The organism is Kribbella sp. NPDC002412, assembly GCF_053592935.1.
Genome location: NZ_JBSFBL010000079.1, coordinates 1 through 24,781 on the forward strand (window position 1 = coordinate 1; position 24,781 = coordinate 24,781).

General features: G+C 69.4%; 22 protein-coding genes. 9 read left to right on the forward strand and 13 right to left on the reverse strand.

The genetic code is table 11. From position 1 onward, the window contains the following. Together ACWCOV_RS37860 and ACWCOV_RS37865 are read right to left on the reverse strand one after the other, a co-directional pair. A partial coding sequence (locus ACWCOV_RS37860) for a LacI family DNA-binding transcriptional regulator (RefSeq protein ID WP_449834195.1) occupies positions 1 to 820 on the reverse strand: 820 nt, incomplete at its 3' end. Positions 821 to 851: 31 nt separating this feature from the next. Next, positions 852 to 1,373 (reverse strand): MarR family winged helix-turn-helix transcriptional regulator, encoded by a 522-nt coding sequence (locus tag ACWCOV_RS37865; RefSeq protein WP_449834196.1) that lies wholly within the window; start codon positions 1,371 to 1,373, stop codon positions 852 to 854. A gap of 40 nt (positions 1,374 to 1,413) precedes the next feature. Here ACWCOV_RS37865 and ACWCOV_RS37870 point away from each other — a divergent pair, with 40 nt between their 5' ends. After that, the gene (locus ACWCOV_RS37870; protein ID WP_449834197.1) at positions 1,414 to 2,337 is read left to right on the forward strand and encodes an EamA family transporter; all 924 of its coding nucleotides are present in this window, start codon (positions 1,414 to 1,416) and stop codon (positions 2,335 to 2,337) included. 370 nt (positions 2,338 to 2,707) lie between these two features. Continuing rightward, positions 2,708 to 3,733 carry a LacI family DNA-binding transcriptional regulator gene (locus ACWCOV_RS37875; RefSeq protein ID WP_449834198.1) on the forward strand — a complete coding sequence of 342 codons (1,026 nt, stop codon included), beginning with the start codon at positions 2,708 to 2,710 and terminating at the stop codon, positions 3,731 to 3,733. Here the strand turns inward: ACWCOV_RS37875 and ACWCOV_RS37880 are convergent. The 5 genes from ACWCOV_RS37880 to ACWCOV_RS37900 form a co-directional block, all read right to left on the reverse strand. Continuing rightward, a complete protein-coding gene (locus tag ACWCOV_RS37880) occupies positions 3,709 to 5,631 on the reverse strand; it encodes a beta-galactosidase (RefSeq protein WP_449834199.1) in 1,923 nt (640 codons plus the stop codon). The genes ACWCOV_RS37875 and ACWCOV_RS37880 overlap by 25 nt on opposite strands. Next, positions 5,628 to 7,787 carry a WD40/YVTN/BNR-like repeat-containing protein gene (locus ACWCOV_RS37885; RefSeq protein ID WP_449834200.1) on the reverse strand — a complete coding sequence of 720 codons (2,160 nt, stop codon included), beginning with the start codon at positions 7,785 to 7,787 and terminating at the stop codon, positions 5,628 to 5,630. The genes ACWCOV_RS37880 and ACWCOV_RS37885 overlap by 4 nt, the downstream gene beginning before the upstream one ends. Positions 7,788 to 7,789: 2 nt before the next feature. Then, positions 7,790 to 8,704, reverse strand: coding sequence for a carbohydrate ABC transporter permease (locus ACWCOV_RS37890; protein ID WP_449834201.1), 915 nt, complete (start codon positions 8,702 to 8,704; stop codon positions 7,790 to 7,792). Further along, positions 8,701 to 9,552 carry an ABC transporter permease gene (locus ACWCOV_RS37895; protein ID WP_449834202.1) on the reverse strand — a complete coding sequence of 284 codons (852 nt, stop codon included), beginning with the start codon at positions 9,550 to 9,552 and terminating at the stop codon, positions 8,701 to 8,703. The genes ACWCOV_RS37890 and ACWCOV_RS37895 overlap by 4 nt, the downstream gene beginning before the upstream one ends. 124 nt (positions 9,553 to 9,676) lie before the next feature. Continuing rightward, entirely contained in the window at positions 9,677 to 11,341 is a 1,665-nt protein-coding gene (locus tag ACWCOV_RS37900) for an extracellular solute-binding protein (RefSeq protein ID WP_449834203.1), read from the reverse strand. A 122-nt stretch (positions 11,342 to 11,463) separates the two neighbouring features. Here ACWCOV_RS37900 and ACWCOV_RS37905 point away from each other — a divergent pair, with 122 nt between their 5' ends. Both ACWCOV_RS37905 and ACWCOV_RS37910 read left to right on the forward strand, forming a co-directional pair. Then, positions 11,464 to 12,660, forward strand: coding sequence for an ROK family protein (locus tag ACWCOV_RS37905; RefSeq protein WP_449834204.1), 1,197 nt, complete (start codon positions 11,464 to 11,466; stop codon positions 12,658 to 12,660). 189 nt (positions 12,661 to 12,849) lie between these two features. Next, positions 12,850 to 15,648 (forward strand): glycoside hydrolase family 3 C-terminal domain-containing protein, encoded by a 2,799-nt coding sequence (locus ACWCOV_RS37910; protein WP_449834205.1) that lies wholly within the window; start codon positions 12,850 to 12,852, stop codon positions 15,646 to 15,648. On the opposite strand, the gene ACWCOV_RS37915 is transcribed toward ACWCOV_RS37910, so the two are convergent. After that, positions 15,591 to 16,388, reverse strand: a complete 798-nt coding sequence (locus tag ACWCOV_RS37915; RefSeq protein WP_449834206.1) for a MerR family DNA-binding transcriptional regulator — start codon at positions 16,386 to 16,388, stop codon at positions 15,591 to 15,593. The two genes, ACWCOV_RS37910 and ACWCOV_RS37915, sit on opposite strands and share 58 nt — an antisense overlap. Positions 16,389 to 16,452: 64 nt before the next feature. Between ACWCOV_RS37915 and ACWCOV_RS37920 the strand changes: the two genes are divergently transcribed. The 3 genes from ACWCOV_RS37920 to ACWCOV_RS37930 are packed head-to-tail and all read left to right on the forward strand — an operon-like array spanning position 16,453 to position 18,997. Further along, positions 16,453 to 17,448, forward strand: a complete 996-nt coding sequence (locus tag ACWCOV_RS37920) for an ABC transporter ATP-binding protein (protein WP_449834207.1) — start codon at positions 16,453 to 16,455, stop codon at positions 17,446 to 17,448. Further along, a complete protein-coding gene (locus ACWCOV_RS37925) occupies positions 17,445 to 18,215 on the forward strand; it encodes an ABC-2 family transporter protein (protein ID WP_449834208.1) in 771 nt (256 codons plus the stop codon). Before ACWCOV_RS37920 ends, ACWCOV_RS37925 begins: the two co-directional genes overlap by 4 nt. After that, complete coding sequence (locus tag ACWCOV_RS37930; protein ID WP_449834209.1) at positions 18,215 to 18,997, forward strand: ABC transporter permease; 783 nt, start codon at positions 18,215 to 18,217, stop codon at positions 18,995 to 18,997. Before ACWCOV_RS37925 ends, ACWCOV_RS37930 begins: the two co-directional genes overlap by 1 nt. Here ACWCOV_RS37930 and yicI read toward each other — a convergent pair whose 3' ends face one another. Further along, positions 18,998 to 21,181: an alpha-xylosidase gene (gene yicI / locus ACWCOV_RS37935; protein WP_449834210.1), complete on the reverse strand. Its 2,184-nt coding sequence runs from the start codon at positions 21,179 to 21,181 to the stop codon at positions 18,998 to 19,000. It lies immediately after the preceding gene. 73 nt (positions 21,182 to 21,254) lie between these two features. Next, positions 21,255 to 21,731 (reverse strand): SRPBCC family protein, encoded by a 477-nt coding sequence (locus ACWCOV_RS37940; protein WP_449834211.1) that lies wholly within the window; start codon positions 21,729 to 21,731, stop codon positions 21,255 to 21,257. Positions 21,732 to 21,806: 75 nt separating this feature from the next. Here ACWCOV_RS37940 and ACWCOV_RS37945 point away from each other — a divergent pair, with 75 nt between their 5' ends. Both ACWCOV_RS37945 and ACWCOV_RS37950 read left to right on the forward strand, forming a co-directional pair. Then, complete coding sequence (locus ACWCOV_RS37945; protein WP_449834212.1) at positions 21,807 to 22,451, forward strand: LysE family translocator; 645 nt, start codon at positions 21,807 to 21,809, stop codon at positions 22,449 to 22,451. 65 nt (positions 22,452 to 22,516) lie between these two features. Continuing rightward, positions 22,517 to 22,705, forward strand: coding sequence for a DUF1918 domain-containing protein (locus ACWCOV_RS37950; RefSeq protein ID WP_396354717.1), 189 nt, complete (start codon positions 22,517 to 22,519; stop codon positions 22,703 to 22,705). Here the strand turns inward: ACWCOV_RS37950 and ACWCOV_RS37955 are convergent. From ACWCOV_RS37955 to ACWCOV_RS37965, 3 genes are all read right to left on the reverse strand, one after another. Continuing rightward, complete coding sequence (locus tag ACWCOV_RS37955) at positions 22,689 to 23,468, reverse strand: polyphosphate polymerase domain-containing protein (protein ID WP_449834213.1); 780 nt, start codon at positions 23,466 to 23,468, stop codon at positions 22,689 to 22,691. The two genes, ACWCOV_RS37950 and ACWCOV_RS37955, sit on opposite strands and share 17 nt — an antisense overlap. Next, positions 23,465 to 24,064, reverse strand: coding sequence for a DUF4956 domain-containing protein (locus ACWCOV_RS37960; RefSeq protein ID WP_449834214.1), 600 nt, complete (start codon positions 24,062 to 24,064; stop codon positions 23,465 to 23,467). The genes ACWCOV_RS37955 and ACWCOV_RS37960 overlap by 4 nt, the downstream gene beginning before the upstream one ends. 82 nt (positions 24,065 to 24,146) lie before the next feature. Then, positions 24,147 to 24,728 (reverse strand): response regulator transcription factor, encoded by a 582-nt coding sequence (locus tag ACWCOV_RS37965; protein WP_449834215.1) that lies wholly within the window; start codon positions 24,726 to 24,728, stop codon positions 24,147 to 24,149. Positions 24,729 to 24,781 lie beyond the last annotated feature (53 nt).

Genomic DNA, 24,781 nt, shown 5'->3' on the forward strand with positions numbered 1-24,781 from the left:
TCAGCGTGACGTCGTCCGGGCAGCGGACTCCGAGGTTGCCGAGCGTCGACAGGCCGGCGACCGCCATCAGGTCGTTGTCGTAGATGATCGCGGTCGGCGGCGTCGCCGACGACATCAGCTGCCGGGTCGCGACCGCACCCTGGTCGCCGGAGAAGTCCGTGTGCACGACCTCGGCGGACAGCTCGGTACGGCGGGTCGCCGCCGCGAAGGCCTGGTCCCGGATCCAGACGTTCCCGTGGTCCGGTGGACCGGCGACCCGGGCGACGTGTCGATGCCCGAGCTCGGCGACATGGTCCACGGCTTCCGTCATGGCCGTCGTACTGTCGGTCCAGACGCAGGTCAGGCCGTCGGCCAGCGCGGGGTCGCCGACCAGGACGGTCGGCAGCTCGAGCTGCTTCAGCAGCGGGATGCGCGGGTCGTCGGCCTTGACGTCGACCACGACGACGCCGTCCACGCGCTTCTCCCGGGACCACTTCCGGTAGGCCGCGAGCTCCTCCTCGGCGCCCGGCACGGTTCGCAGCGCCAACGCGTACGAGCGCTCGCTGAGCACTCCTTCCAGCCCGCCGACGAAGGCCATGTAGAACGGCTCCTCGCTGAGCGTCTGCGCCGGCCGCGCCAGGATCAGCCCGAACGTCTCACTGCGCGCGACGGACAGCTGCCGGGCGACCGGATTCGGCACCCACTCCAGCTCCTCGGCGACCCTGAGCACCCTGGCCCGGGTCTCCTCGGACACGCCCGGCTGACCGTTCAGCGCGTACGAGACCGCCCCCTTCGACACCCCTGCCCGGCGGGCGATCTCCCGGATCGTCACCCGTGCCATCAGCACCTCCCTCGGGTCCCCGCCGGAGAATCTACCGGAAATGCTTTTCCCCGCCGTCTCTCGGCGGCTCCAGAGCGGCGAGCCAGGTGGTGAGCAGCTTCTCCAACTGCTTCGCGTCATCCGGGTCGAGGGCGTCCAGCAGCCGGCGCTCGTTGGCCATGTGAGCGGTGAACGCCCGGTCGAACAACCGCCGCCCAGCCGGGGTCAAGCGGACGACACGACCTCGGCCGTCATCATCGCTCCGCCGTCGCTGCACCAGGCCGGCCTGCTCGAGCCGGTCCACCCGTTTGGTGACCGCGCCGGTCGTCACCATCGTGTGCAGCGCGATCTCGCCCGGCGCCCGCTCGTACGGCGCACCGGCACGACGCAACGCCGCGAGTACGTCGAACTCCCCCTCGGACAACCCGTACTTCGCGTAGAGCAGGGTCAGCTCGCCGGTCAGGTGGTTCGCGATCCGGTGCAGCCGGCCGATCACGCCCTGCGGGCCGGTGTCGACGTCCGGCCGCTCGATCCGCCACTCCGCCTGGATCCGCGCCACATGGTCTTCGGTCACGACTCGCAGTATATCTTCCTTGGAAGATATAGTAGTTTCCATGGAAAATACCTTCCGCTGGGCACTCGTCACCGCGATCGCCCCGATCGCGTGGGGCACGAACTACTTCGTCACCCACGAGTACCTGCCGGCCGCCTATCCCCTGTACGGCGGTGTCGTCCGCGCACTGCCCGCCGGGCTTCTCCTGCTGTCCATCGCCCGCCGCCTTCCCCGCGGCGCTTGGTGGTGGCGGTCGCTGCTGCTCGGCATCTGCAACATGGGCGCGTTCTTCGCCCTCATCTACCTCGCGGCCCAGCTGCTGCCGGTCAGTCTCGCCTCGACGATCATGTCCGCGTCGCCGCTCGCGATGGCCGGCTTCGCGTGGGCGTTGCTGGCCGAGCGCCCGACCATGCCGGTCCTCGTCGGCGCTGCGGCCGGGATCGCCGGCGTCTACCTGATGCTCGGCGCCGGGGCTTCGGGGGTGGATCTCCGCGGTGTCGCGGCCTCGCTGGCCGCGCTGACGATGTCGTCCTGCGGCTACGTGCTGGCCAAGAAGTGGGGCGGCATCGACAGCCCGTTGGCGACCACCTCCTGGCAACTCATCGCCGGCGGTCTGGTGCTCATCCCGTTCGCCGTCTTGATCGAGGGTCCTCCGCCCGCGCTCGACGGACCAACATACGGCGCCTTCGCCTATGTCAGCCTGATCGCCACCGCGCTGGCGTTCACCGCGTGGTTCGCCGGCCTGCGCCACCTCACCACCGCCACGGTCGGGCTCATCGGTCTGCTCAACCCGCTCACCGGCGCGCTGCTCGGCCTGACGCTGTCGGGTGATGTGCTCGCCCTCCCGCAGTGGTGCGGGATGGGACTGGTGCTGCTCGGCATCACGCTCGCCCGCCCGCGACGCGAGACGACCGCCGCGCCGCCGGTGGCCGAGCCTCCTAAGGTTTTTCGACGAACCTCCGCTGGAGCACCCCCTCAGGCCTGACGCTGTCCTTCACTGTCGACGACGACAGTCCGGTGCGGCTGAGCGTCGTACCCGCGGAGCCGGACCAACCCCACAACCACCTACCTGACCGTCTGGCACCGCGCCTCCGCGCCCGCCGAAATCACCCTCCCCCTGGTCGACTTCACCACCGAACCCTTCTTCCCCACAGACCAACCCGGCTGACCCACACCACAACCGGCAAGGGCCTTACCCTCACCAAGACCCGCTCCGAACCGTCCGCCCGCATCTACCGCCTGACCAAGTAAAGGGACTTGACACAGGGGAATTCCGACTCGACGCTGTAGCTGCGAGTCGAAGCGCTTCGACTGGGTCAGACTGGGACCACCACCAGGAGAAGGAGCCCCTCACGATGGTCACGATCGCGGACGTTGCCCGGCATGCCGGGGTCGCGGCCAGCACGGTCTCCTACGTGCTCAGCGGGAAGCGGTCGATCTCGTCCGACACCCGCGAACGCGTCCAGCGCAGCGTCCGCGCGCTCGGCTACCGGCCGAACGCGAGTGCCCGCGCGCTCGCCAGCCAGCGGTCCAACGTGCTCGCGCTGGTGATCCCGCTGCGCACCGGCATGCACGTCCCGGTGATGATGCAGTTCGCCACCGCCGTGGTGACCGCGGCCCGCCGGTTCGATCACGACGTACTCCTGCTGACCGCCGACGAAGGGCCGGAGGGGCTGGAGCGAGTCGCGCAGAGCTCGCTCGTGGATGCGTTGGTCGTGATGGACGTCGAGCTGCACGACGAGCGGGTGCCGGTGCTGCGGGAGCTGCCGATGCCGTCGGTGCTGATCGGGTATCCGGCCGACGCCGACGGGCTGACCTGCATCGACCTCGATTTCGTTGCCGCAGGCGCCCATTGCGTGGAACACCTGGCCGACCTCGGGCACCGCTCGCTCGCCCTGCTCGGTACGCCGTCCGCCGTCTACGAACGCCAGACCGGCTTCGCGCAACGCACCCTGACCGGGTTCGCGGAGGCCGCCGAGCGGCGTGGCATCCTCGGGGTCGAGACGCCGTGTGAGCACACCTTCGACGCGATCCTCGGCACGGTCGAGCAACTGCTCGACGACCACCCGGACATCACCGGCCTGGTGGTGCAGAACGAGCCGATCATCGGCCCGCTGCTCGACGTGCTCCGCCGCCTCGGCCGGCGCGTCCCGGAGGACATGTCGCTGATGGCGATCTGCGCGGACGACGTCGCCGAGCGGCAGGTGCCGCAGCTGTCGTCGGTCACCATCCCGGCGGAGCGGATCGGCGAGCAGGCGGTCGAGGCGCTGATCGCGAAGCTCGAGGGCGGCGCCGTACCCGAGCTGACCCTGCTTCCGCCGAAGGTCATCGCCCGGGGCAGCACCTGCGAAGCTCCTCACGGCGACCGCACCACGGCGTAGCCACCTCCCGGCACCGACAACGAGCCGTCCACACGGGCCCCGGAGACGAGCTCGATCCCATCAGCGGGTACGTCGACCTGCGCGTCGCCGTGGTTGAAGTGGAAGGTCCACGTGGTGTCGCCGGCGCGCCGCCGGACCGTCTCAACGGCTGACGGCGAGAGCCCGAAGATGCCGGCGGCGGTCTCGAAGTCGATCGCGGTCGAGACATACCAAGCGGTCCCGTTGCCGACTTGGCGGCGGGTGATGGCCGGCTTCCCGTCGAGCACTCCCCCGACGTACCGATCGACCACCTCGGCCGACACCGCCTCCACGTCCTCGCTCCACAACCGCCCACGCCCACCGGACGACAACTCCACTTCGCCGTCGGCCGGCAGCGGGTGGAACTCCTCCACCCGCACCCCGAGCAGGTCCCGGAAGGCGCCCGGGTACCCACCGAGCCGCACCTGTACCTCGGGATCGACGATGCCGCTGAAGTAGCCGACCACCAACTGCCCACCGCCCTCGACGAACGCTGCGAGCGACGCCGCCGCCTCGTCGCTGATCAAGTACAGCGACGGCACCACGACAGTCTTGTACGACGACATGTCCGCCGAAGGTGCCGCGAAGTCGACAGTCACCCCGGCACGCCAGAAGTGCCGATGCGCATCCTGCACGGCAGCCAGATAGTCCAGCGACGACGACGGCAGATGCGTACCCTGCATGGCCCACCAGCACTCGACATCCCACAGGATTGCGACGTCGGCGACCACCGGAGCATCCGCCACCTCGGCGAGCGAGGGCAGCACCGCTCCCAACTCGGCGACCTCCCGGAACATCCGCGACGAGGCTCCCGCGTGCGGCACCAGAGCCGAGTGGTACATCTCCGCCCCGCCCCGCGATGCCCGCCACTGGAAGAACAGCGCTCCGGTCGACCCGCGGGCAATGTGCGACAGGCTGTGGCGGGCCATTCGCCCGGGCTCCTTCGGGTGCAGCCGCTGCCCGTCGTTCAACGCGCCCGCGGCCTGCTCCATCAGCAGCCACGGCTTCCCGCCGGCCCACGACCGCGCGAGGTCGGCGCCGAACGCGGTCTGCTCCTCGGCGCCGAGATCGGTCCGGCCCGGATAGTGGTCGATGGCAACGACATCGACCTCGGCCGCCCACTGCGCGTGGTTGACCGGCACCCAGCCGCCGAAGACGTAGTTCGTGGTGATCGGCAACGACGACAGCGCCCGGAGCTCCGCCTTCTGCTCGAGGTACGCCGCCAGCAACTCGTCCGACCAGAACCGCCGGTAGTCCAGGTACTGCGTCGGATTCACCAGGTACTGCGTACGACGTGGCGGCTGCACGTCCTGCCAATCGGCGTACCCCTGACTCCAGAACGCCGTGGTCCACGCAGCGTTCAACCGCTCGAGCGACCCGTACCGCTCCTGCAGCCACGACCGGAACCGCTCGGCCGCCAACGAGCAGTAGCACGTCGTCCCGTACTCGTTGTGCACGTGCCACATCGCCAGCGCCGGATGGTCGTGATACCGCTCAGCCAACACCCGCGCGATCCGAGCGGCCGCCGAACGATAGGCCGGTGCGCAAGCGCAGTACGTGTCCCGGCTGCCATGCGTCAGCCGTACGCCGTCAGCCGTCACCGGCAACGCCTCCGGGTGCAACCGGCTGAACCACGGCGGCGGTGACGCGGTCGGCGTGGCCAGGTCGACACTCACGCCGGCGTCGTACAGCCCGTCGAGCACCCGGTCCAGCCAGCCGAACTCGTAGACCCCGGGCGACGGCTCGAGGCTCGACCAGGAGAAGACGCCGACGGTGACGAGGTTGACGCCGGCCTGACGCATCAGGTCGACGTCCTCCTTCCACACCGCCTCGTCCCACTGCTCCGGGTTGTAGTCCCCGCCGTACCAGAGTCGCGTCATACCGGTTCTCCGTAGGGGATGCCGAAGCCGTTGGTGGAGACGTAGACGCGGCCGTAGACCCGTGGGTCGCCGGTGATCGCCTCGCCGGTGTACGCGTACTGGTGCTTGTCGTCGTTCACCCGCAGCCACGACGCACCACTGTCGTCGGACCGGAAGATGCCGCGGACACCGTTCACCTTGCCCGACGTGTAGACCGCCATGTCGGTCCGGCCGCGCGCGGCCTTGCCGAAGCCGATCGTGGCCGCCTCCTGGATTGAGCTCACAGGCTGGAACGTTAGTCCGCGGTCGACGGACCGGTACAACCCGCCCGCACCGGCCGCGAGCCAGCAGTGCCCGGCCCGGTCCAGCACGGTCTCCAGCTTCCCGGCACCGGTCGGCAACCCGGTCGCGGTCGCCGTGAAGGTGGCTCCACCGTTCGTGCTCGCGTACGCCGTACCGGTCGACGGATCGAAGGCGTAGAACAGCCGCGGATCGGTCCGATCGCCGACAACCGCACTGTTGACCGGCAGATTGTCGACAATCGACCACGTGGTCCCGCGGTCGCGTGAGTAGTGCGGTGCGACGTCACCCGGTGCCCACAGCAGAGTGCGGGCGTCGGCGCTCACCGCGATCCGGCCGGTCTGCGTCAGTCCGGCGGGCTCGCCCAGGAAGGGCTGCCACGACACCCCGGCGTCCGTTGAGTACGCCCCTCGTTCCCCCGCTCCAGCGTTCGCCAGCCGTACGACGAACCCCGGCGCCAGCGCCGCGTAGTCCAGACTCGGCGACGTCCCGCTGACCGGGTTCGACGCCTGTCCGTCGGGAGGCACGACGTCCAGCCGATCGTGCCGGTACACGCCGATGTCGCCGAGCGCGCTGATCAACGGCGGGCCCCACGGCGGGCTGATCAGATCGAGTACGGCGGTCTCCTCCAGCCCCTGCGCCCGCACCGACCAGTGCGTGCTGCGGCCGGCCTCGGCCTCGGTGACGTCGTCGGTGCCGAAGATCGTCGCGCCGGTGACGTACAGGACCTTGTCGGAGTCGAACGGGTCGATCGAGATGTCCCCGATCATCCAGCCCAGCTTCGGCGTGCCGTGGAAGTTCAGGTACGGCGCTCCGGACGTGTCCAGTACGATCCGCTCGGCGATCGAGTGCCAGGTCCGGCCGCCGTCGACCGAGCGGAACACGTCGTCGACCGGACCCCAGCGACTCATTGTCGACACCATCACCGTGCCCGGTCGTCTTGGGTCGGTGGCCAGGCCGGCGTACCCGAAGCCAGCCTCACCGCCGGTGTTGGGTCGCAGCGGGGTGATGTCAGTCCACCGGCCGGTCGCGGTGTCGAGTTTGTGCACGGCGCCGTCGTACATCTCGTAGGGTCCGGGGCGGTCGCCGTAGGTGACATAGATGTCGCCGTCGGCCCCTAGTTCGCCGTGATGCGGCAGTAGTCCGGTCGGCTGTCCCGGCACCGGGGCCCAGGTCAGGCCCGCGTCGGTGCTCCGATACAGCCCGGCCGCGGGGTCCGCGACGCCGGCATAGATGGTGCCATTGCGCGGGTCGAAGAAGACGAAGCCGATGCCGATCCCCGCCGTACCGGTGACCGGGAAGCTGTCGACTCGGGCCCAGGTCTCCCCTCGGTCGGTGCTGCGCCACAGTCCGTGTCCCCGGGTGCCGAGGAACAGCACGCGGCCGTCGCGGGGATCGACCACCAAGCGCTCACCCATCGAGCGACCTGGCTCGTTGCCGCCGAGTTTGAACGGCAGGTCGGTCCGCTCGAAGTTCCGGCCCTGGTCATCCGAGCGAAGGATGGCGGCGTTGATCGGCGACCAGTCGTTGGTGTAGGTGCCGACGGCAAGATACAGGCGGCTGGGATCGGTGGGGTCGAGGGCGAGGCTCTCGACGCCGGTCCAGTTCCACTCGTCCCAGCCGATCCAGTGCAGGAGCTGGACCCAGCGTCGCGTGCGATTGTCGAAGCGCGCCGCGCCCCCGATGTCCGTGCGCGCGTAGACGAGGCCGCGTTTGCGCGGGTGGTGGACGATCCCGGTGACGAAGCCGCCACCCACGATCTCTACATTCCTCCACCTGTACCCGGTGGATGCCGTGGCCTCGGCCCGACCGGCGCCGGCCGCGACCAACGCAGTACCGGTGCCCAGGGCAAGGAAGTGCCTACGGGGAAGCTCCATCATCACCCCTTGACCGCGCCGATGATGACGCCCTTGGTGAAGTGGCGCTGGATGAAGGGGTAGACCAGCAGGACCGGGACGATCGCGATCACGACGATGGCCATCTTGATCGCCAGGCTCGGCGCCGGGGCCATCCCCAGACCGGTGCCGTTCGCGATTCCGCCGGCGCCGGTCGGCAGCACCTGGGCCTGCACGATGTAGGTCCGCAGCACCATCTGCAACGGCCACTTGTTGTTGTCGTTGATGTAGAGCAGGGCGTTGAAGAACGCGTTCCAGTACCCGACCGCGTAGAACAGCCCGACCACCGCGACCACCGCCTTCGACAGCGGCAGCACGATCCGGCGCAGGATCGCGAACTCGCCCGCGCCGTCGATCCGGGCGCTGTCGATCAGCTCACCCGGGATGCCCATGAAGAACGACCGCATCACGATCAGGTTGAACGCCGACACCGCGGTCGGCAGGATCAGCGACGCGTAGCTGTCGATCAGCCCGAGCGCGTTCACCACCAGGTAGCTCGGGATGATGCCCGGCCCGAACAGGAACGTCAGCAGCACCACGAACAGCAACGGCCGGTGGAACAACGACCCCGGCCGCGACAACCCGTACGCCGCCAGCACGGTGATCCCCAGGCTGAACGCCGTACCGATGAGCGTGATGAAGACACTGATCACCAACGCCCGCGTGACCACTCCCCCGGACAGCAGCTGCGCGTACGCCGCCAGCGTCAACTCCCGCGGTACGACGACCAGCCCGCCGGCCCGCGTCACGGACTCGGTCGTGGACAGGCTGGTCACCACCACGACGTACAAGGGAAAGGTCACCGCGAGCGCGACCAGCGCCAGCACCACCGGCCGCGACAGCCGCGCGATCCTGGTCGGTTCCTCTTCCCAGATCGGTCTTGCCGTTGTTGTCGTCATGAGCGGGAATACACCCCCTGCTCGCCCACCATGTGGGCGAATCGGTTGGCCACCAGGACCAGGACGAGGCCGACGACACCCTTGAACAGGCCGGCGGCGGCGCCGTACCCGAAGTCGCCGACGAGCAGGCCCTGGTAGTAGACGTACGTGTCGAGTACTTCGGCCGCGCTGCCGCCGACCGCGCTGCGTTGCAGGATGAACTGCTCGAAGCCGACCGTCAGCGCGTCACCGAGCCGGAGGATGAGCAGCAGCACGATCACCGGGCGCAAGCCCGGCAGGGTGATGTGCCAGAGCCGGCGGCGGCGGTTCGCGCCGTCGGCCGCGGCCGCTTCGTAGAGCGCGGGGTTGATGGTCGACAACGCGGCGAGGAAGACGATCATCCCCCAGCCGGCGTCCTTCCAGATCGACTGTGCGGTGACCAGCAGGATGAACGTGTCCGGCTTGGTCATCAGGTCGACCGCCTCGTAGCCGTTCGCCCGCAGCGACTGGGCGAGCAGGCCGGCGCCGCCGATCATCTGCTGGAACAGCGAGACGACCAGCACCCAGGAGAAGAAGTGCGGCAGGTAGACGACGCCCTGGATCAGCGTCCGCAGCCGGACCGAGAGCACGCTGTTGAGCAGCAGCGCGAGCCCGATCGGGACCGGGAAGAAGAACACCAGCTGGACGGCGGTGATGCTCAGGGTGTTCGCGACGGCCTTCCAGAACGCCGGCTCGGAGAACAGCCGGCTGAAGTTGGCGAACCCGACGAAGTCGCTGCCCCGGATCCCGACGTACGGCGAGTAGTCCTGGAAGGCGATCACGTTGCCGAGCGTCGGGAAGTAGTGGAACACGCCCAGCAACACGACCACCGGCAAGACCATCACCAACAACGGCCAATCCCGCCGCAACCGATGCCGGAAACCTGCCCCGCCGCGGGGCCGTCGTGGCGCCGACGGAGGCTTTGCCTTGGCCGGCGCCGTACTCACTGGATCCTTAACGGCCGTTGTCACTGAGCACCTTTGCGTAGAAGTCGCGGCCCTCGTTGCCGCCGTTGGTCTGCCACTGCTTGACGGCGGTCTTCAGCTCGCTGACCGGCCGCCGTCCGCGGAAGATGTCCTGCAGCGCGTCGTCGAACGGCTGGTGCAGCGCGGCCATCTTGGCCGGCTGCTCCACCCGGATCCCGTCGAACAGGCTCTTCTGCTGCACCTTGGCCGCCGCGTTCTGCCACGCGCTCATCGACTCGACATACCCCGGGTACTCGCTCTGGGTGATCGCGGTCGGGCGCCCACCCAGGAAGATGTAGGTCTGCGACACCTCCTTCTGCCCGAGCGCGGTGAGCTTCGGCGCACCGGACGGCAGCTTGGTGTAGTGCTTGCCATCGACCCCGTAGTTGTAGAGCTGGTACTCCTCGGTCCCGAACGGCGCCGAGGTGTAGTTGAGAACCCCGAGCAGCTCCTTCACCCGCGCCTCGCCGAGCCCCTTCTTCACGAACGTGAAGATGCCGGCCGGCTCGCCGCCCCACGTGATCGCCTCGCCACCGTCGTGCGCGAACGGCATCACCGGCTGCGGGTTGAACTTCGGGTTGATGGTGAGCTGCCGCTGCAGCGCCTCGTGCCAGCCGCCCAGGCCGTTCTGGCGGATCACCAGCTTGCCGCCCTCGAACAGCGCGTTCTGGTCCGCGCCCGCGTTGCCGACCACCTCCGGGTGCACGTAGCCGGCTTGGAAGAGCTTCCGGACGAAGGCGACGGCCTCCTCGAACTCCGGCGTCTCGATCTTGTTCACCAGCTTGCCGCCGGAGTCCTTGCGCCAGTCCGACGGCGCGCCGAACGACCGGATCACCTCGTCGGCGACCGCGCCGTACGCCCAGCGGTTCGCCTTCGCGTCGGTGAGCGCCTTGCCCAGCGCCAGCAGGTCGTCCGCGTTCTTCGGCGGCTCGACACCGACCTCGTCGAAGATGTCCTTGCGGTAGAACAGCGCCCACGGGAACCCGTCGGACGGGAACGGCACCGCCTTCAGCTGCGAGTTCCAGACGCCGTACGCCCAGGCCCGGGTCGGCAGGTTCGCCAGCATCGGGTACGCCGCCGCCTTGTCACCGGCCAGGTACGGCGTCAGGTCCTCGAACAGCTTGTCCACCGCCTGGCCGAACCTGGTCAGCCCGGAGATGTTCCAGCCCGGCACGCAGAGCAGGTCGGGCACGTTGCCGGCGGCAAGGATCGGGCCGAGCTTGTCGCCGTAGTCGTTGCCGTTCAGGATGTTGAACCGGACCGGCGCGCCGATCCGCTCGTTGTTCGCGTCGTAGTAGGTGTTGTTGCCGAGGCCGGGCGGCATCGGGCTCCACAGCGGCGTCATCGCGGACACTTCCTTGCCGCTGGTCACCGCCTTGTCCGGCACCGCCCGCTTGAGCTCGGCCGGGTACTTGGTGAAGCCGGGCGCGGCGCCGTTCTCCCCCGGCAGGTCGGGCGCGACCGACTCGTAGGCGATGTACTTCGGCAGCAACCCCGACAGCTTGTCTTCGGTCTCGGCACGTCCTGCCGTCGACCCGGAGCTGCCGTCGGAGCAACCGGTCAGCGTCACGCCGCCGGCGGCCGCCGCGGCGCCCGCGCCGAGCAGGGAGATGAACGTCCGGCGGCTGGTGCTGCCGCCCACTGGTCCGGTCACTGGTGATCCCCTAGAATTAGTTGGGCTGGTAGCCAAACAAATTAACCCAGACACGAAGGCACGACAAGGTGTAGAACTGAGCCAGACCCGGGCCACCCCCGGACGAGCCGAACGGGACGACCTTGACCACACAGACCGCGGACCACACCGACATCCGCGCCACCAACCTGGCCGCGGTGCTGGGTTACCTGCGCCGCCAGGCGCCCTGCTCACGCGCCGCGATCGCGACCGGTACCGGGCTGAACAAGGCGACCGTGACCAGCATCGTCGGCGACCTGCTCGACCGCCGGCTGGTCCGCGAGACCCAGCAGACGCAGAACCACGTCGGGCGGCCCGCGACCCTGCTCGTCCTGGACGGCTCGGCGTACGCCGCGATCGGGCTGGAGGTGAGCGCGCGGGGTCTGACCGCGCTCGCCTGCGACACCGCCGGCGAGCAGGTACTGCGCTGGCACCGAGCCGGACCGGGTGTCGACGCGGGGCCCGCGAAGACGGTCGCCGCGGTGGCGGCGCTCGCCCGGCGTGCGATCGCGACCGTGCAGTCGTCGGGTCGCCAGGTGCTGGGCATCACGGTCGGCGTACCGGGTCTGGTCAACCGGGACGGGTCCGTCGTACTGGCCGCGGGACTGGGCTGGCGGGATGTGCCGCTGCAGGCGGATCTCACCGCCGCGCTGGGGCGGCCGGACATTCCGGTGACCGTCGACAACGACGCGTCGCTCGCCGTACTGGCCGAGCATCTCTACGGCCCGCTCGCCGGTGCGGAGAACCTCATCCAGCTCAGCGGTGACACCGGGGTCGGCGCAGGGATCATCGTCGACGGCCGCCCGCTCAGGGGACACCGCGGGTACGTCGGCGAGATCGGTCACCTCCGCCTGGTTCCGGACGGGCCGCAGTGCGGGTGCGGGCGCCGGGGCTGTCTGGAGGCGCTCGCGAGCCTGCCGTCGATCCTGTCGCGGATCGACGGACCGGCCGACCCCGATCCGCAGATCCAGCTCGAGCACCTCATCCGTCGCGCCGACGCGGGCGAGGCGGCCGTCACCAAGGTGCTCGCCGAGACCGGCACCCACCTCGGCCACGGCATCGCCGCCCTGGTCAACATCCTGAACCCGGGACACGTGGTGCTCGGCGGCGCATACGCCCTGCTGGCTCCGCACCTCTCCCCCGCGATCACCAAGGCGATGCACGAGTCCGCGATCGCGCCCGATGCCGGCGGCTGCACGATCGTCGCGTCGAGTTTCCCGCACACCGCCACTCCCCTGGGCGCCACCGCCCAGGCCCTGGCGTCCTTGACCAAGGGGCACCTCCCCGGCAGCACTTTGTGAACGGGGGAAAGCGGCTACCCAGGTCTTGACCAGCCTCGCTGGGGATGCAACCCTCTGATCACTCCGTCGTAGCAAGGCCGTCACGGGCCGAGACGGATTTTTTCGCCCACACCGTCGAAGCGCTTCGATCGATTGCCAGCGGAGCGTTCGAAGCGCTTCGACGCACAGCCGCAGTGGAGTCGATGGCCGATGAGCACTCCCGCCCTGAATCCACCGTTCCGTGATCCCGCCCGGCCGGTGCGGGAACGACTCGACGATCTCCTCGGCCGGCTGACCGCCGGTGAGAAGCTCGCCCTGCTGCACCAGCACCAGGCCCCGGTCCACCGCCTCGGCGTGGACTCCTTCCGGACCGGCACCGAGGCGCTGCACGGCGTCGCCTGGCTCGGCCCGGCGACCGTCTTCCCGCAGGCCGTCGGCCTCGCCACCACCTGGAACCCGGACCTGGTCCGGGCGATCGGCTCCGCGGTCGGCGACGAGGTCCGCGTCTTCCACCAGAAGGACCCGGCCGCGGTCGGCCTGAACGTCTGGGCGCCGGTCGTCAACCCGCTGCGCGACCCGCGCTGGGGCCGCAACGAGGAGGGGTACGCCGAGGATCCCTGGCTGACCGGGATCGTCGCGACCGCGTACGGCCACGGCCTGGCCGGCGACCACCCGACGTACCTCAAGACCGCCCCGACACTCAAGCATTTCCTTGCCTACAACAACGAGACCGACCGCTGCACGACCTCGAGCAACCTGCCGCCGCGGGTGCTGCACGACTACGAGCTGCCCGCGTTCCGCGCGCCGATCGAAGCCGGTGCGGCCGTTGCGGTGATGCCGTCGTACAACCTGGTGAACGGCCGGCCCGCCCACCTCAGCCCGTTGATCAACGATGCGCTCCGCGAGTGGACCGACGACGACCTGCTCGTGGTGAGCGACGCGTACGCGCCCGCCAACCTCTGGGGTCTGCAGCAGTACCACCCCGACGGCCCGACCGCGTACGCCGCCGCGCTCAAGGCCGGCGTGGACAGCTTCACCCAGGACGACACGAACGCCGGGCCGTCGATCGAGCGGCTCACCGAAGCCCTGGACCGCGGCCTGATCACGATGGCCGACGTCGACACCGCGGTCCGGCACGCGCTCGCGATCCGGTTCCGGCTCGGCGAGTTCGACCCGGCCGAGCTCGATCCGTACCGCTCACTCGAGCCCGACCTGGTCAACTGCCCCGCGCACCGGCGGCTCGCGCACGAGGCCGCCCGGCAGTCGATCGTGCTGCTCAAGCACGAGTGCCAGGTGCTGCCGCTCAACGCCTCCGCGATCAAGCGCCTCGCCGTCATCGGGCCGCTGGCCAACACAGTGTCGGCCGACTGGTACGCCGGGACCCTGCCCTACCAGGTCACCGCGTTCGACGGTCTCGTCGAACGGCTCGGTGCCGACCGGGTCGAGTACTGCGAGGGCGTGGACCGGATCGCGCTCCGGCTTGCGGGCTCGGCGTCGTACCTGACGATCGGAGTGGACGGCGTACTGCGCGTGGACGATGGCGAGCACAAGTGGTTCGACCTGTTCGACTGGGGTGGGGACGCGTGTGCGTTGCGATCGGTCCGGAACGGACAGCACCTGACCGTGACCGACGACGGCTCGTTGGTCGCGGACCAGCCGGGTCCGAACGGCTGGGAGGTGAAGCAGACCTTCCGGCTGGTCGAGAGCGGTGACACCGTCCGGCTCCTGCATCTGAACAGCGGCCGCTACGTCCGCGTCGACGACGCCGTCGGGCTCGGCGACTCCGGGACGGACTTCGAGCTCGAGGTGCTCGTCGACGGTGCAGCGGCGGCGGCCGAGGTCGCCGCGCGGGCCGATGTCGCGATCGTTGTCGCCGGCAATCACCCGATGGTGAACGGCCGCGAGACCGAGGACCGCGCCGACCTCGACCTGCCGAAGGCCCAGGACCGGCTGATCCGTTCGGTCCATGCGGTGAACTCGCGCACAGTGCTGGTGATGACGAGCAGCTACCCGTTCGCCGTCGGCTGGGCGCAACAGAATCTGCCGGCGCTGCTGTGGTCCGCGCATGGCGGTCAGGAGTGCGGGCGCGCGTTGGCCGACGTACTGTTCGGCGATGCGGACCCGGCCGGCCGGTTGACGCAGACGTGGTACCACTCGGCCGCCGATCTACCGGATCTGCTCGACTACGACATCATCGCGACGGACGCGACGTACCTCTACTACCGCGGGATGCCGCTTTACCCATTCGGCCACGGCCTCAGCTACACGACCTTCGCGTACGGCGACCTGCGCCTGAGCTCGGCCTCGATCCCGGCGGACGGCGAAGTCCGCGTCACGTTCACGGTGACGAACACCGGGGACCGGGCCGGCAGCGAGGTCGCGCAGCTCTACACGCATCAGCAGCGGTCGCGCGTGAAGCAGCCATTGCGGCAACTGCGCGCCTTCCGGCGACTGTCGCTGCTTCCCGGTGAGAGCACCGAGGTCGAGTTGACGATCGCCGCGGCCGACCTCGGCTTCTGGGACGTGACCCGGGATCGCCGGTGCGTCGAGACCGCCCGGCACAGCATCATGGTGGGCCGTTCCAGCACCGACACCCGGCTCGCCGCAACCCTCGACGTACAAGGCGAACGCATCCCGGCGCGCTCACTCGACCACCTCGCCGCCACCAGCTTCGACGAGTACTCCGCCATCACGTTGACCACCGCGACACCCGACCGCGGCGATGCGGTCATTTCGCTCGAGCCGGGTGCGTGGGCCTCCTACGACGACCTCGAGTTGCGTTCTTCGCCGTACCAGGCCTCTGTCGCCAACCGAGGGACGACACAGGCAATGATCGAGCTCCGGCTGGACGATCCACTGCACGGCGAGATTCTCGACAGGGTGCAGGTTCCGCCTGGCCGCGAACTCACGTGGGTATCCGGTCGGCTGACGGCAACCGGCCTGCACACCCTCTACGTTGTCTTCTCGGCGCCTGAGGTCGTCTTCGAGCTGCTCCGCCAGTCCAGGTAGGACACCAGGGCTGCGTCGGCGCGGAGGCGGGCCAGGCTGCGTTCGTGCAGTTCGGCGTTCCGGCGGTTGAGCTCGGCGCCGACGCGTTCGGGGCGGCCGTCCGGCGAGGAGTGCATCTCGTCGAGGGCGGCCTGGATGATCGTCATCGAGAAGTTGCCCTCGCGCAGCAGGCGGACGAGGTGGGCGTCCCGGGCCGCGGCGACGTCGTACCTGCGGTAGCCGGTGGTTCGCTCGCGGACCGGGGTGACAAGGCCGGAGCGTTCCCAGAAGCGCAGTGCCGAGGTGCGGACGCCGAGCAGGTTCGCGAGCTGGCCGATCCGCAAGGGCGCGTCCTGCCGGGTGATCTGTTCGAGCGCGGCCGCCATTCGCGGGTCGGCGTCGAGAGGGTGCGTGACGACGACCTCGAAGGCTCGCAGGGCCTGCTGGATGCGTTCGCGTTCGCGGTCCAGCTGGGCATGGGCGTGGTCGACGCAGGCCACCGCAGTCTGCAGGTCGCCACGGTGTACGGCGGCCAGGATCGTCACGGCGGCGTCCCAGCCGTACGCGCGGACCAGCACCCGGGCCGCGGTCAACGCCCGCCGGTGCGACTCGTCGAACTCCCGGTAGCCGGCCGCGGTCCGCGTTGCCGTCGGCAACAACCCGGCCTGCTCGTAGTTACGCACCTGCTGGACCGAGATCCCGGCCTCCCGGGCGAGCACGACCCCGCGCACAGACCTTGACGCGCCACTTGAGGGTTCCAACACTGCAGCTCCTCGGTCAGTCGCGGGAAACAGTCAAACTGTACTTCAACGATAAACTTTAAGCATGGATACCGTCGTGGTGGACGAGCTGTCGATGACCTACCGGGTCCCGGTGCGCGACGGCGGGCTGCGGGCCGCGGCGCGGGCGCTGGTACGGCGGGAATACCGCGACGTCCACGCGGTCCGGGACCTCAGCTTCCGGATCCCGGCCGGCCAGGTCGTCGGCTTCCTCGGCCGCAACGGCGCCGGGAAGACGACCACGCTGAAGATCCTGGCCGGCATCCTGCACCCGACCAGCGGCCGGGTCCGGGTGCTCGGCGCGGTCCCGTGGCGGCGGCACAACCAGTACCTCCGCGAGATCGCGCTGATCCGGGGCAGCCAGCCGATCGGGGACGCGCCGGAGCTCACGGTGCTGGACTCGTTCCGCTACCAGCAGGTCCTCTACGACATCTCCGACGCGCAGTTCAGGCACAACCTCGCCGAGCTCAGCGAGCTCCTCGATCTCGACGGGATCCTGCAGCGCCAGGTCCGCGCCCTGAGCCTCGGCGAACGGATGCGGGCCGGTCTCGCGCTCGCGCTGGTCTACCGCCCGAAGGTGCTGTTCCTCGACGAGCCCACGATCGGGCTGGACGTCTCGGCGGCGAAGACCATCCGGACCTTCATCGCCGAGTACTCCGCCCGTACCGGCGCCACCGTGCTGCTCACCAGCCACGCGATGGCCGACGTGGAGTCGCTGTGTCCACGGTTGATCCTGGTCGACGACGGCGCGCTCGCCTTCGACGGGCGACGCGACGAGCTCAGCTCGGTGTTCGCCCCGGCCAAGCTGATCCGGGTGGCCGTGACCGATGACGATCCGGACCTGACGCCGTACGGCGATGTGCTGCAGCGCGACGGGAATCAGTGGCTGCTGCGGGTCGGACGGGATGCGGTGCCGGCGACGACGGCCCGGCTGCTGTCCACGTTCGCGGTGGCCGACCTGTCGGTCGAGGAACCGTCGCTGGAGAACGTGATGGATCAGGCCTACCAGCGGCTGCGCCGTACCAAGGACATCGCCTCGTGAGCCGGATCGTCCGGCTGCTGCGGCTCGAGATCTGGCGTCAGGTGATCGGTTGGTCGGGGGCCTGGTGGTTCCTCGTCACCTTGATCCTCGGACAGGCGGTGGCGCCGTTGCTCGGACTCTTCGTCTGGCAGCACGTGCCCGGAGCAGGGGCCGAGGTCGGCAGCTACTACCTGGCCGTCATCTGCGTGGCGTTGCTGACGGCCTCGTTCGAGAATCACACGTTCGCGCAGGCGATCTACAGCGGTGACGTCGCCGCCGCGCTGCTGCGGCCGCAGCCGGTCGTGATCGGTCCGCTCGGGGAGAATCTGGCGATCCGGCTCTGGATGTTCCTGCTCGGGATCCCGCTGCTCGTCCTGGTCGGCTCCACGATGGGCGTGAGCTTCGCACCGCTCGCGCTGCTGGCCGCACTGCCCGCTCTCGTCCTCGCCGCGGCCTTGCACTTCTTGTTCGTGTGGACGCTGGCGATGGCCGCGTTCTGGACCGAACGAGTGCATGCGGTGGTCGCCTTCGGCGCCGTACTGATCTTCCTGCTCGGTGGCACGGCGGCGCCGAACGCGCTGCTTCCCGAGCCGTTGCGAACCATCGCCCAACTGCTGCCCTTCCGGTCGATGCTCGGCTTCCCGGCGGAACTTGCAGCCGGCACGCTGACACCCGCCGACGCGGCCGCCGGGTATGCGATCGCCGTCGTCTGGACGGTTGCGTTGAGCGGCTGCGCCGTCGGCGCCTGGCGTCTCGGGATCCGCCGCTACACCACTGTGGGAGCCTGATGAGAGTCGCGCGCTTATTCGGTACGGCGTTCTCCCTGTCGCTTCGCCGTGCGCTGGCCTACCGGACCAACCTGTTCTTCGACGCGCTCCTGGCCCTCGTCGACCTGACCGCTTCGATCGCCACCATCGGCATCGTCTTCACCCAGACCGGTCTGCTCGCCGGTTGGTCCGCCGGCCAGATGCTTGCCCTGACTGGCACGTACGCGCTCATCACCGGCCTCCGCGCGGCCTTCCTCGACCCCAGCCTTGCGGACTTCGCGCAGCAGATCCGGGACGGGCGGCTCGACACGTATCTGCTCCGTCCGGCGACGAGCGTCGTACTCGCGACTTGCACCCGGCACGCGCCGCTCGCGCTCGTGCAGAGCATCCTCGGGATCGGCGTGATCATGCTCGGACTGCGTGAGCTCGGCACTGTCCCGTCGCCGCTTGCGGTGGCCGGGTGGGCCATGCTCACCTTGATCGGGCTGGTGATCGGCTGGTCCACGCTGGTCGGACTCGCCTCGCTGGCCTTCTGGGCGCCTCGGCTCAGCCTCGGCGTCCTGCACGGCGCTGCTTGGCAGACCGGGCGCTATCCGGTCGACATCTACGGCCGCTGGCTGCGGCGGCTCCTGACGTTCGCCTTCCCCGTTGCCGCCGTCACGACCTGGCCCGCGCAAACCCTCACCCGTGGTCCTGACCCCGGGACTTTGACGCTGGCCGTCGTACTCGGCTGCGTCTTCACACTGGCGACCACGCTGCTCTGGGGGCTAGGCGTACGGCGCTACACCGGCGCCACCTCGTAGTCAGCAGAGCCTGACGGTGTAGCCCTTGTCGGACTCGACCTGTCCGTCCCGCAGGCTGAGCTCGACCGTTGCATCGGGCAACTTCGCCGGCGCGGTCTGCCCTTCGGTGGGCGTGAACCAGCGCAGCTCGACGTCGTTGGACCAGTCGTACTCGGCCCGGTCGTCCACCGTGCCGATCGGGAGGACCGCGCCCTGCCGAACCAGGACCGGCAGCGTGTCGAAGCCGTGCGTCTGGTGCACCCAGCGAGGACCGGTGAGCTTGTCGCCGGTGAGCAGATCCGTCCAGGTGCCCTCGGGAAGGTAGAACGACACCTCGCCGGTGAAGCTCATCACCGGTGCGACCAGGATCGACGGACCGAGCATGTACTGGCGGTCCAGGTAGGCGACGGCCGGGTCGCCGGGGAACTCCAGGATCATCGGCCGCATCATCGGGACCCCGTCCCGGTGCGCCTCGTCCGCGATCGTGACCAGGTACGGCATCAGCGACAGCTTCAGCTTGGTGAACTTCCGCAGCACGTCGACCGCCTCGTCGTCGAACGCCCACGGCACCCGGTACGACGACGAGCCGTGCAGCCGCGAGTGCGACGACAGCAGCCCGAACGGCACCCAGCGCTTGAAGATCGCCGGATCCGGCGTGCCCTCGAACCCGCCGATGTCGTGACTCCAGTAGCCGAACCCGGACGTGGCCAGCGACAGCCCGCCGCGCAAGGACTCGGCCATCGCCTCGAACGTCGACTCGCAGTCACCACCCCAGTGCACCGGGAACTGCTGCCCACCGGCCGTCGCGGAGCGGGCGAACAGGACCGCCTCACCCGCACCACGGTTCTCCTCCAGCAGGCCGAAGACCGCCTCGTTGTAGAGGTGCGGGTAGTAGTTGTGCATGCGGTCCGGGTCGGAGCCGTCGTACCAGGCGACGTCGGTCGGGATGCGTTCGCCGAAGTCGGTCTTGAAGCAGTCGACGCCCAGGTCGATGAGCGCCTGCAGCTTCGAGCGGAACCACGCCGTCGCGTCCGGGTTGGTGAAGTCGACGATCGCCATCCCCGCCTGCCACATGTCCCACTGCCAGACCGATCCGTCCGGACGCTTGAGCAGGTAGCCGAGGCGACAGCCTTCCTCGAACAGGATCGAGCGCTGCGCGATGTACGGGTTGATCCAGAGGCTGATGCGCAGGCCGCGGTCCTTCAGCCGGCGCAGCATCCCGGCCGGGTCCGGGAACGCGACCGGATCCCAGACGAAGTCGCACCAGTGGAACTGCCGCATCCAGAAGCAGTCGAAGTGGAAGACGCTCAGCGGCAGGTCCCGCTCGGCCATCCCGTCGACGAACGCGCTGGTCATCTCTTCGCTGTAGTCGGTCGTGAACGACGTGGACAGCCACAGGCCCATCGACCAGGCCGGGACGCGGGCCGGCCGTCCGGTCAGGGCGGTGTAGCGGCGAAGCACATCCTTCGGGGTCGGGCCGGCGAAGACGTAGTACGAGAGCTCTTGGCCCTCGACGCTGAACTGGTTGCGTGACGTGACCTCGGAGCCGAGCTCGAACGACACGTTGGCCGGGTTGTCGACCAGAACGCCGTACCCCTTGCTGCTCAGGTAGAACGGGACGTTCTTGTAGGCCTGCTCGCTGGACGTGCCGCCGTCGGCGTTCCAGGTGTCGACGACCTGGCCGTTCTTCACCAACGGGCCGAAGCGCTCGCCGAGGCCGTAGACCGTCTCGCCGACGCCGAGCGCGAGTTGCTCGTGCAGGTAGGTGCGGCCGTCGGCATCGGTGATCAGGCCGATGCTGCGCGCGCCGGAGTTCGTCAGCGGTCGCCCGTCCTGCTCGAACCGGACGTCCCACGGCCCGTCCAGGCCGACGACCACGCTCAGCTCGCCCGAAGTCAGCCGCGCCTCGGTGGGACCGGCCTCCACCTTCACCGGATGCTCGTCGTCGGTGTTCAGCCGGTACGACGGACGCGCCGGCAGCCCACCGAGATGGTGCGCGATCCGAACGCCGATGACGCCGCGTGCTGGGGCAGTGAAGGTGACGGTGAAGACCGGCTGGTTGAGGGTGTCACCGCGCCGCTCGATCCGCTTGGCCGGCGCGAACACGGTCAGCTCCCGCTCCCCCGCCTGCACGCTCTCGACCTCGGCCGGCCGCAGCCGCGTCAGTCCCGTCCGCAGCTGCCAAAACCCGTCACTGAACTTCACCGCGGTTGCCTCTCACTCGTCGAAGCGCTTCGACGAAGCGTACCCGAGCGGCGCCGGAACCACCCTCCGGATCTCAGGCCTCGGGCTCGCCACTCTCCCGGGTGTGCCGGCCCTCCGCGGCCGCCTTGATCGTCGCGAGCGTCTCCTGCAGCAGCCGCTCGACGTCCGGCCCTCCCTCGTGCTCGGTGTGCAGCCGGACCGTCACCCGCGAGGTGCCGTCCGCGATGAAGTCCACCTCCAGCTCCCCGCCGTAGTGGTGAGCCCCCGGGACGCCCCACTGCAGCTTCCGCCCGTGCTGGACGACCTTGATCCACGCCCGCTCGTTGACCGCGCCCGCGCCTTCGGGGTGGACGTCGACGTCGACCTGCTCGACTCCGGTCTCCCCGGGTTCCGGAAGCTGGTAGGGCTCGCTCGGGGGCGGGCCGATGTGCAGCAGGTGGGCCTGGTCGATCTGCGGGAGGTACTCCGGCAACCGCTGGACGTCGCTCAGGTAGTCGAACAGGACGTTCCAGGCGACGTCCACCGTCCTCGACGCCTCGTAGTCAGCCATACCACCTTGGTACCGCGCTGCTCAGTGGATGGAAACCCCGTGGAGGCGGTGCGTGGCGCGGGTGAGGATGGGCGGATGGAGCTCTCGATCGTGATTGGGTTCGTGGTCGCCGCGCTGGTGGTGAGTGTGGTGCCGGGGCCGGACATGTTGTTCATCGCCGCCAACGCGGCAGCAGGTGGGCGGCGGGCCGGGGTGGTCGCGGCGACCGGGGTGTCGACCGGTCTGGTCGTGCACACCGTGGCGGCTGCCTTGGGGCTCGGGGCCTTGATCCAGGCGGCGCCTCAGGTGCTGAACGGCGTACGGATCGCCGGCGCGGCGTTCCTGCTCTACCTCGCCTACCTGACCTGGCAGGCCAGCCGCCGGCCGCTCGGCGAGGCCGACGAGACGCTCGAGCTGCCCAAGCGGACGCTCCGCCGGACCTACCTGATGGCGACGCTGACCAACGTCGCCAACCCGAAGGTGATCCTGTTCTACCTGGCGTTCGTCCCGCAGTTCATCACCACCGGCCCGGCCAGCTGGCCCGCGACCCTCCAGATCCTCGTCCTCGGCGCCCTGCTGATCGTCGTCGGCTTCTGCGTCGACGCCTCCGTCGGCCTGCTCGCCGGCAGCCTCACCAACACCGTCCTGCGCGCCGGTGGCAAAGTCCGCCGCCGCCTGGAACGCGTCTGCGCCGGCATCTTCGCCGCGCTCGCCGCCCGGCTGGCCACCGACATCCACTGACATCTGGTGCTGGTGGGGGGTGCGGGGTCAAGCTTGAAGGGAGCATCGACTGAGGAGGCGGTTCGATGAAGGCGACGGCTGGTGACACAGTGATCGTCGAGGGCACGCACGTGATGGCTCACCGGCGGCAGGGCGAGATCGTCGAGGTCCACGATCCGAACGGCGCCCCGCCGTACCTGGTGCACTGGACCGACACCGACACCGAGTCACTGTTCTTCCCGGGTCCGGACGCGCATATCATCCACTCCGAGTGAGCTGCCGCAACGTCCGGTGCCACGGGTTGGAGCGCAGCTGAGGGTTGAGCAGCGCGGCCGCGACGCAGTACTTGCTGACCTGGATCGGCCGTACCTGAAGGTCGCGTAGCACCAGGTCGGCCGCTCCGGCACGCCCTGCCGTCTTGCTCTCCACGAGCACGGTGTCCGGCAACACCTCGACCACTGCGTCCCGGTCGAAGAACCGCAGGTCGATGTCGCACGTCATCCGGGCGTGCTCGACCCGGTCGACCAAGGTGCTCCGCCGGTACGTCGTCGTCAGCGCGGGCTGCAGCCGGTCGATGACGCCGACGCCGTACGCCGTCCGCAGCTGGTCGGCGAGGAACTCCCGGGCCGGGGCGGTCAGCCGAGCGCGGTCCTCGAGCGGGTACGGCATCCGCGACTTGACCGTCTCGGAACGGTTGCCCTTCAGCTTGACCTCGAAGCTGCACTCCCCGCTGTCCAGGTAGGACCGGGTCCGCACCTTGTACCGGTACCGCCGCCGCTGCACGTGCTGCCGGTACAGCCCGTGCGACGGCGTGTCGAAGTACACCGACTCGTACCGGAAGGTCCGCTGTCCGTCGATCTCCAGTACGGCGAACCGCTGCCGCAACCGGGTCACCAGCTCGACGAACGTCGCGATCGGCACCAGGTACTTGCGATCCACCCGGGTCTGCAGCGCCGCCTCCGCGAGCACCTCGTCCAGCGTGATCGGCGCCAACTGGGCCAGCGCGCCGGTCATCGCCGCCTGCGCCCGCCGCGTCACGATGCGAACCGCTCGAACCGCCGTACGGCGTTCACCGTGTGCGGAGCCGTGGCCCGGACCCGGTAGCGAACGTCGACGACCGTGGTGTCGGTGACCAGGTCCAGGTCGAGGACGACGAAGTGCCGGATGTCCGCCCGCAGCAGCCGCTCCAGCGCCGGACCGACGTCGCGGACGTCCGGGTAGGCCTGGTCGAGGACGACCTTCTGGCGGCGCGAGCGCAGCGTGAGACGCGGGTGGTCGACGACGTACATCAGGCCGACGAGCAGGAAGCTCAGCGCCGGCGCGAGCCAGAACGGACCGGGGTGCAGGCCGTTGATCAGGCCCATCGCGAGCGAGATGAAGTAGTAGGCGACCTCCTCCTGGGTGATCGAGTCCGACCGGAGCCGGATGATCGACAGCATGCCGAACAGCCCGAGCCCGAGCCCCATCCCGGCCCCGCTGCCGGCCAGCATCGCGGTGACCGCGAGGATGCCGGCGTTGAGGGCGACGTACGCGAGCAGGAGGTCGCGCCGGTGGTACCGGCGAAAGTAGGTGCCATAAGCAAGCAGACCGATGGCGAGCAGGTCGGCGGGTATCGCAACTGCCAGACCGGACATGGTTTCCTCCAGGTGAACAATCGGTTGACTTCACCTTTCCGCCCGGTGGTGAGACAACCCTGAGCCCCGGATGAGAGAGCTCTCACGGGAGCAGGCGGTAGCCCATGCCGCGGATGGTCTGGATGCGGTTGGAGCCGAGTTTGCGGCGGAGGTAGCGGATGTAGACGTCGACGACGTTCGAGCCGGGGTCGAAGTCGAAGCCCCAGACCTGGGACAGCAGCTGCTCGCGGGACAGGACCTGGTCGGGGTGCCGGCAGAAGACCTCGGCGAGCAGGAACTCGCGGGCGGTGAGGTCGACCGTCTCGCCGTCCACGACCGCCCGCCGGGTGCGCAGGTCCAGGCTGAGGTCGCCGACCTGCAGGATGCTGGCGTCCGGCGTCCCCTCGCTGCGCAGCCGCAGACGGACCCGGGCCAGCAGCTCCTCGAAGGCGAACGGCTTGGCGATGTAGTCGTCGGCGCCGCCCTCCAGCCCGGCGACCGTGTCGCGCACGCTGTCCCGCGCGGTCAGGATCACCACCGGCATCGTCACCCTTGCCTCGCGCAACCGTCGCAGCACGGTGAACCCGTCAACCCGCGGCAGCCCGATGTCCAGGATCAGCAGGTCGTAGGCGCCGCTCGCCCCTTCCTGGTACGCCGTCTCGCCGTCGGCGACCACCGTGGTCATCACGACCGCCTAACCCTGATGACCCCAACCGGCATCGGCCTCGACCTCACCGC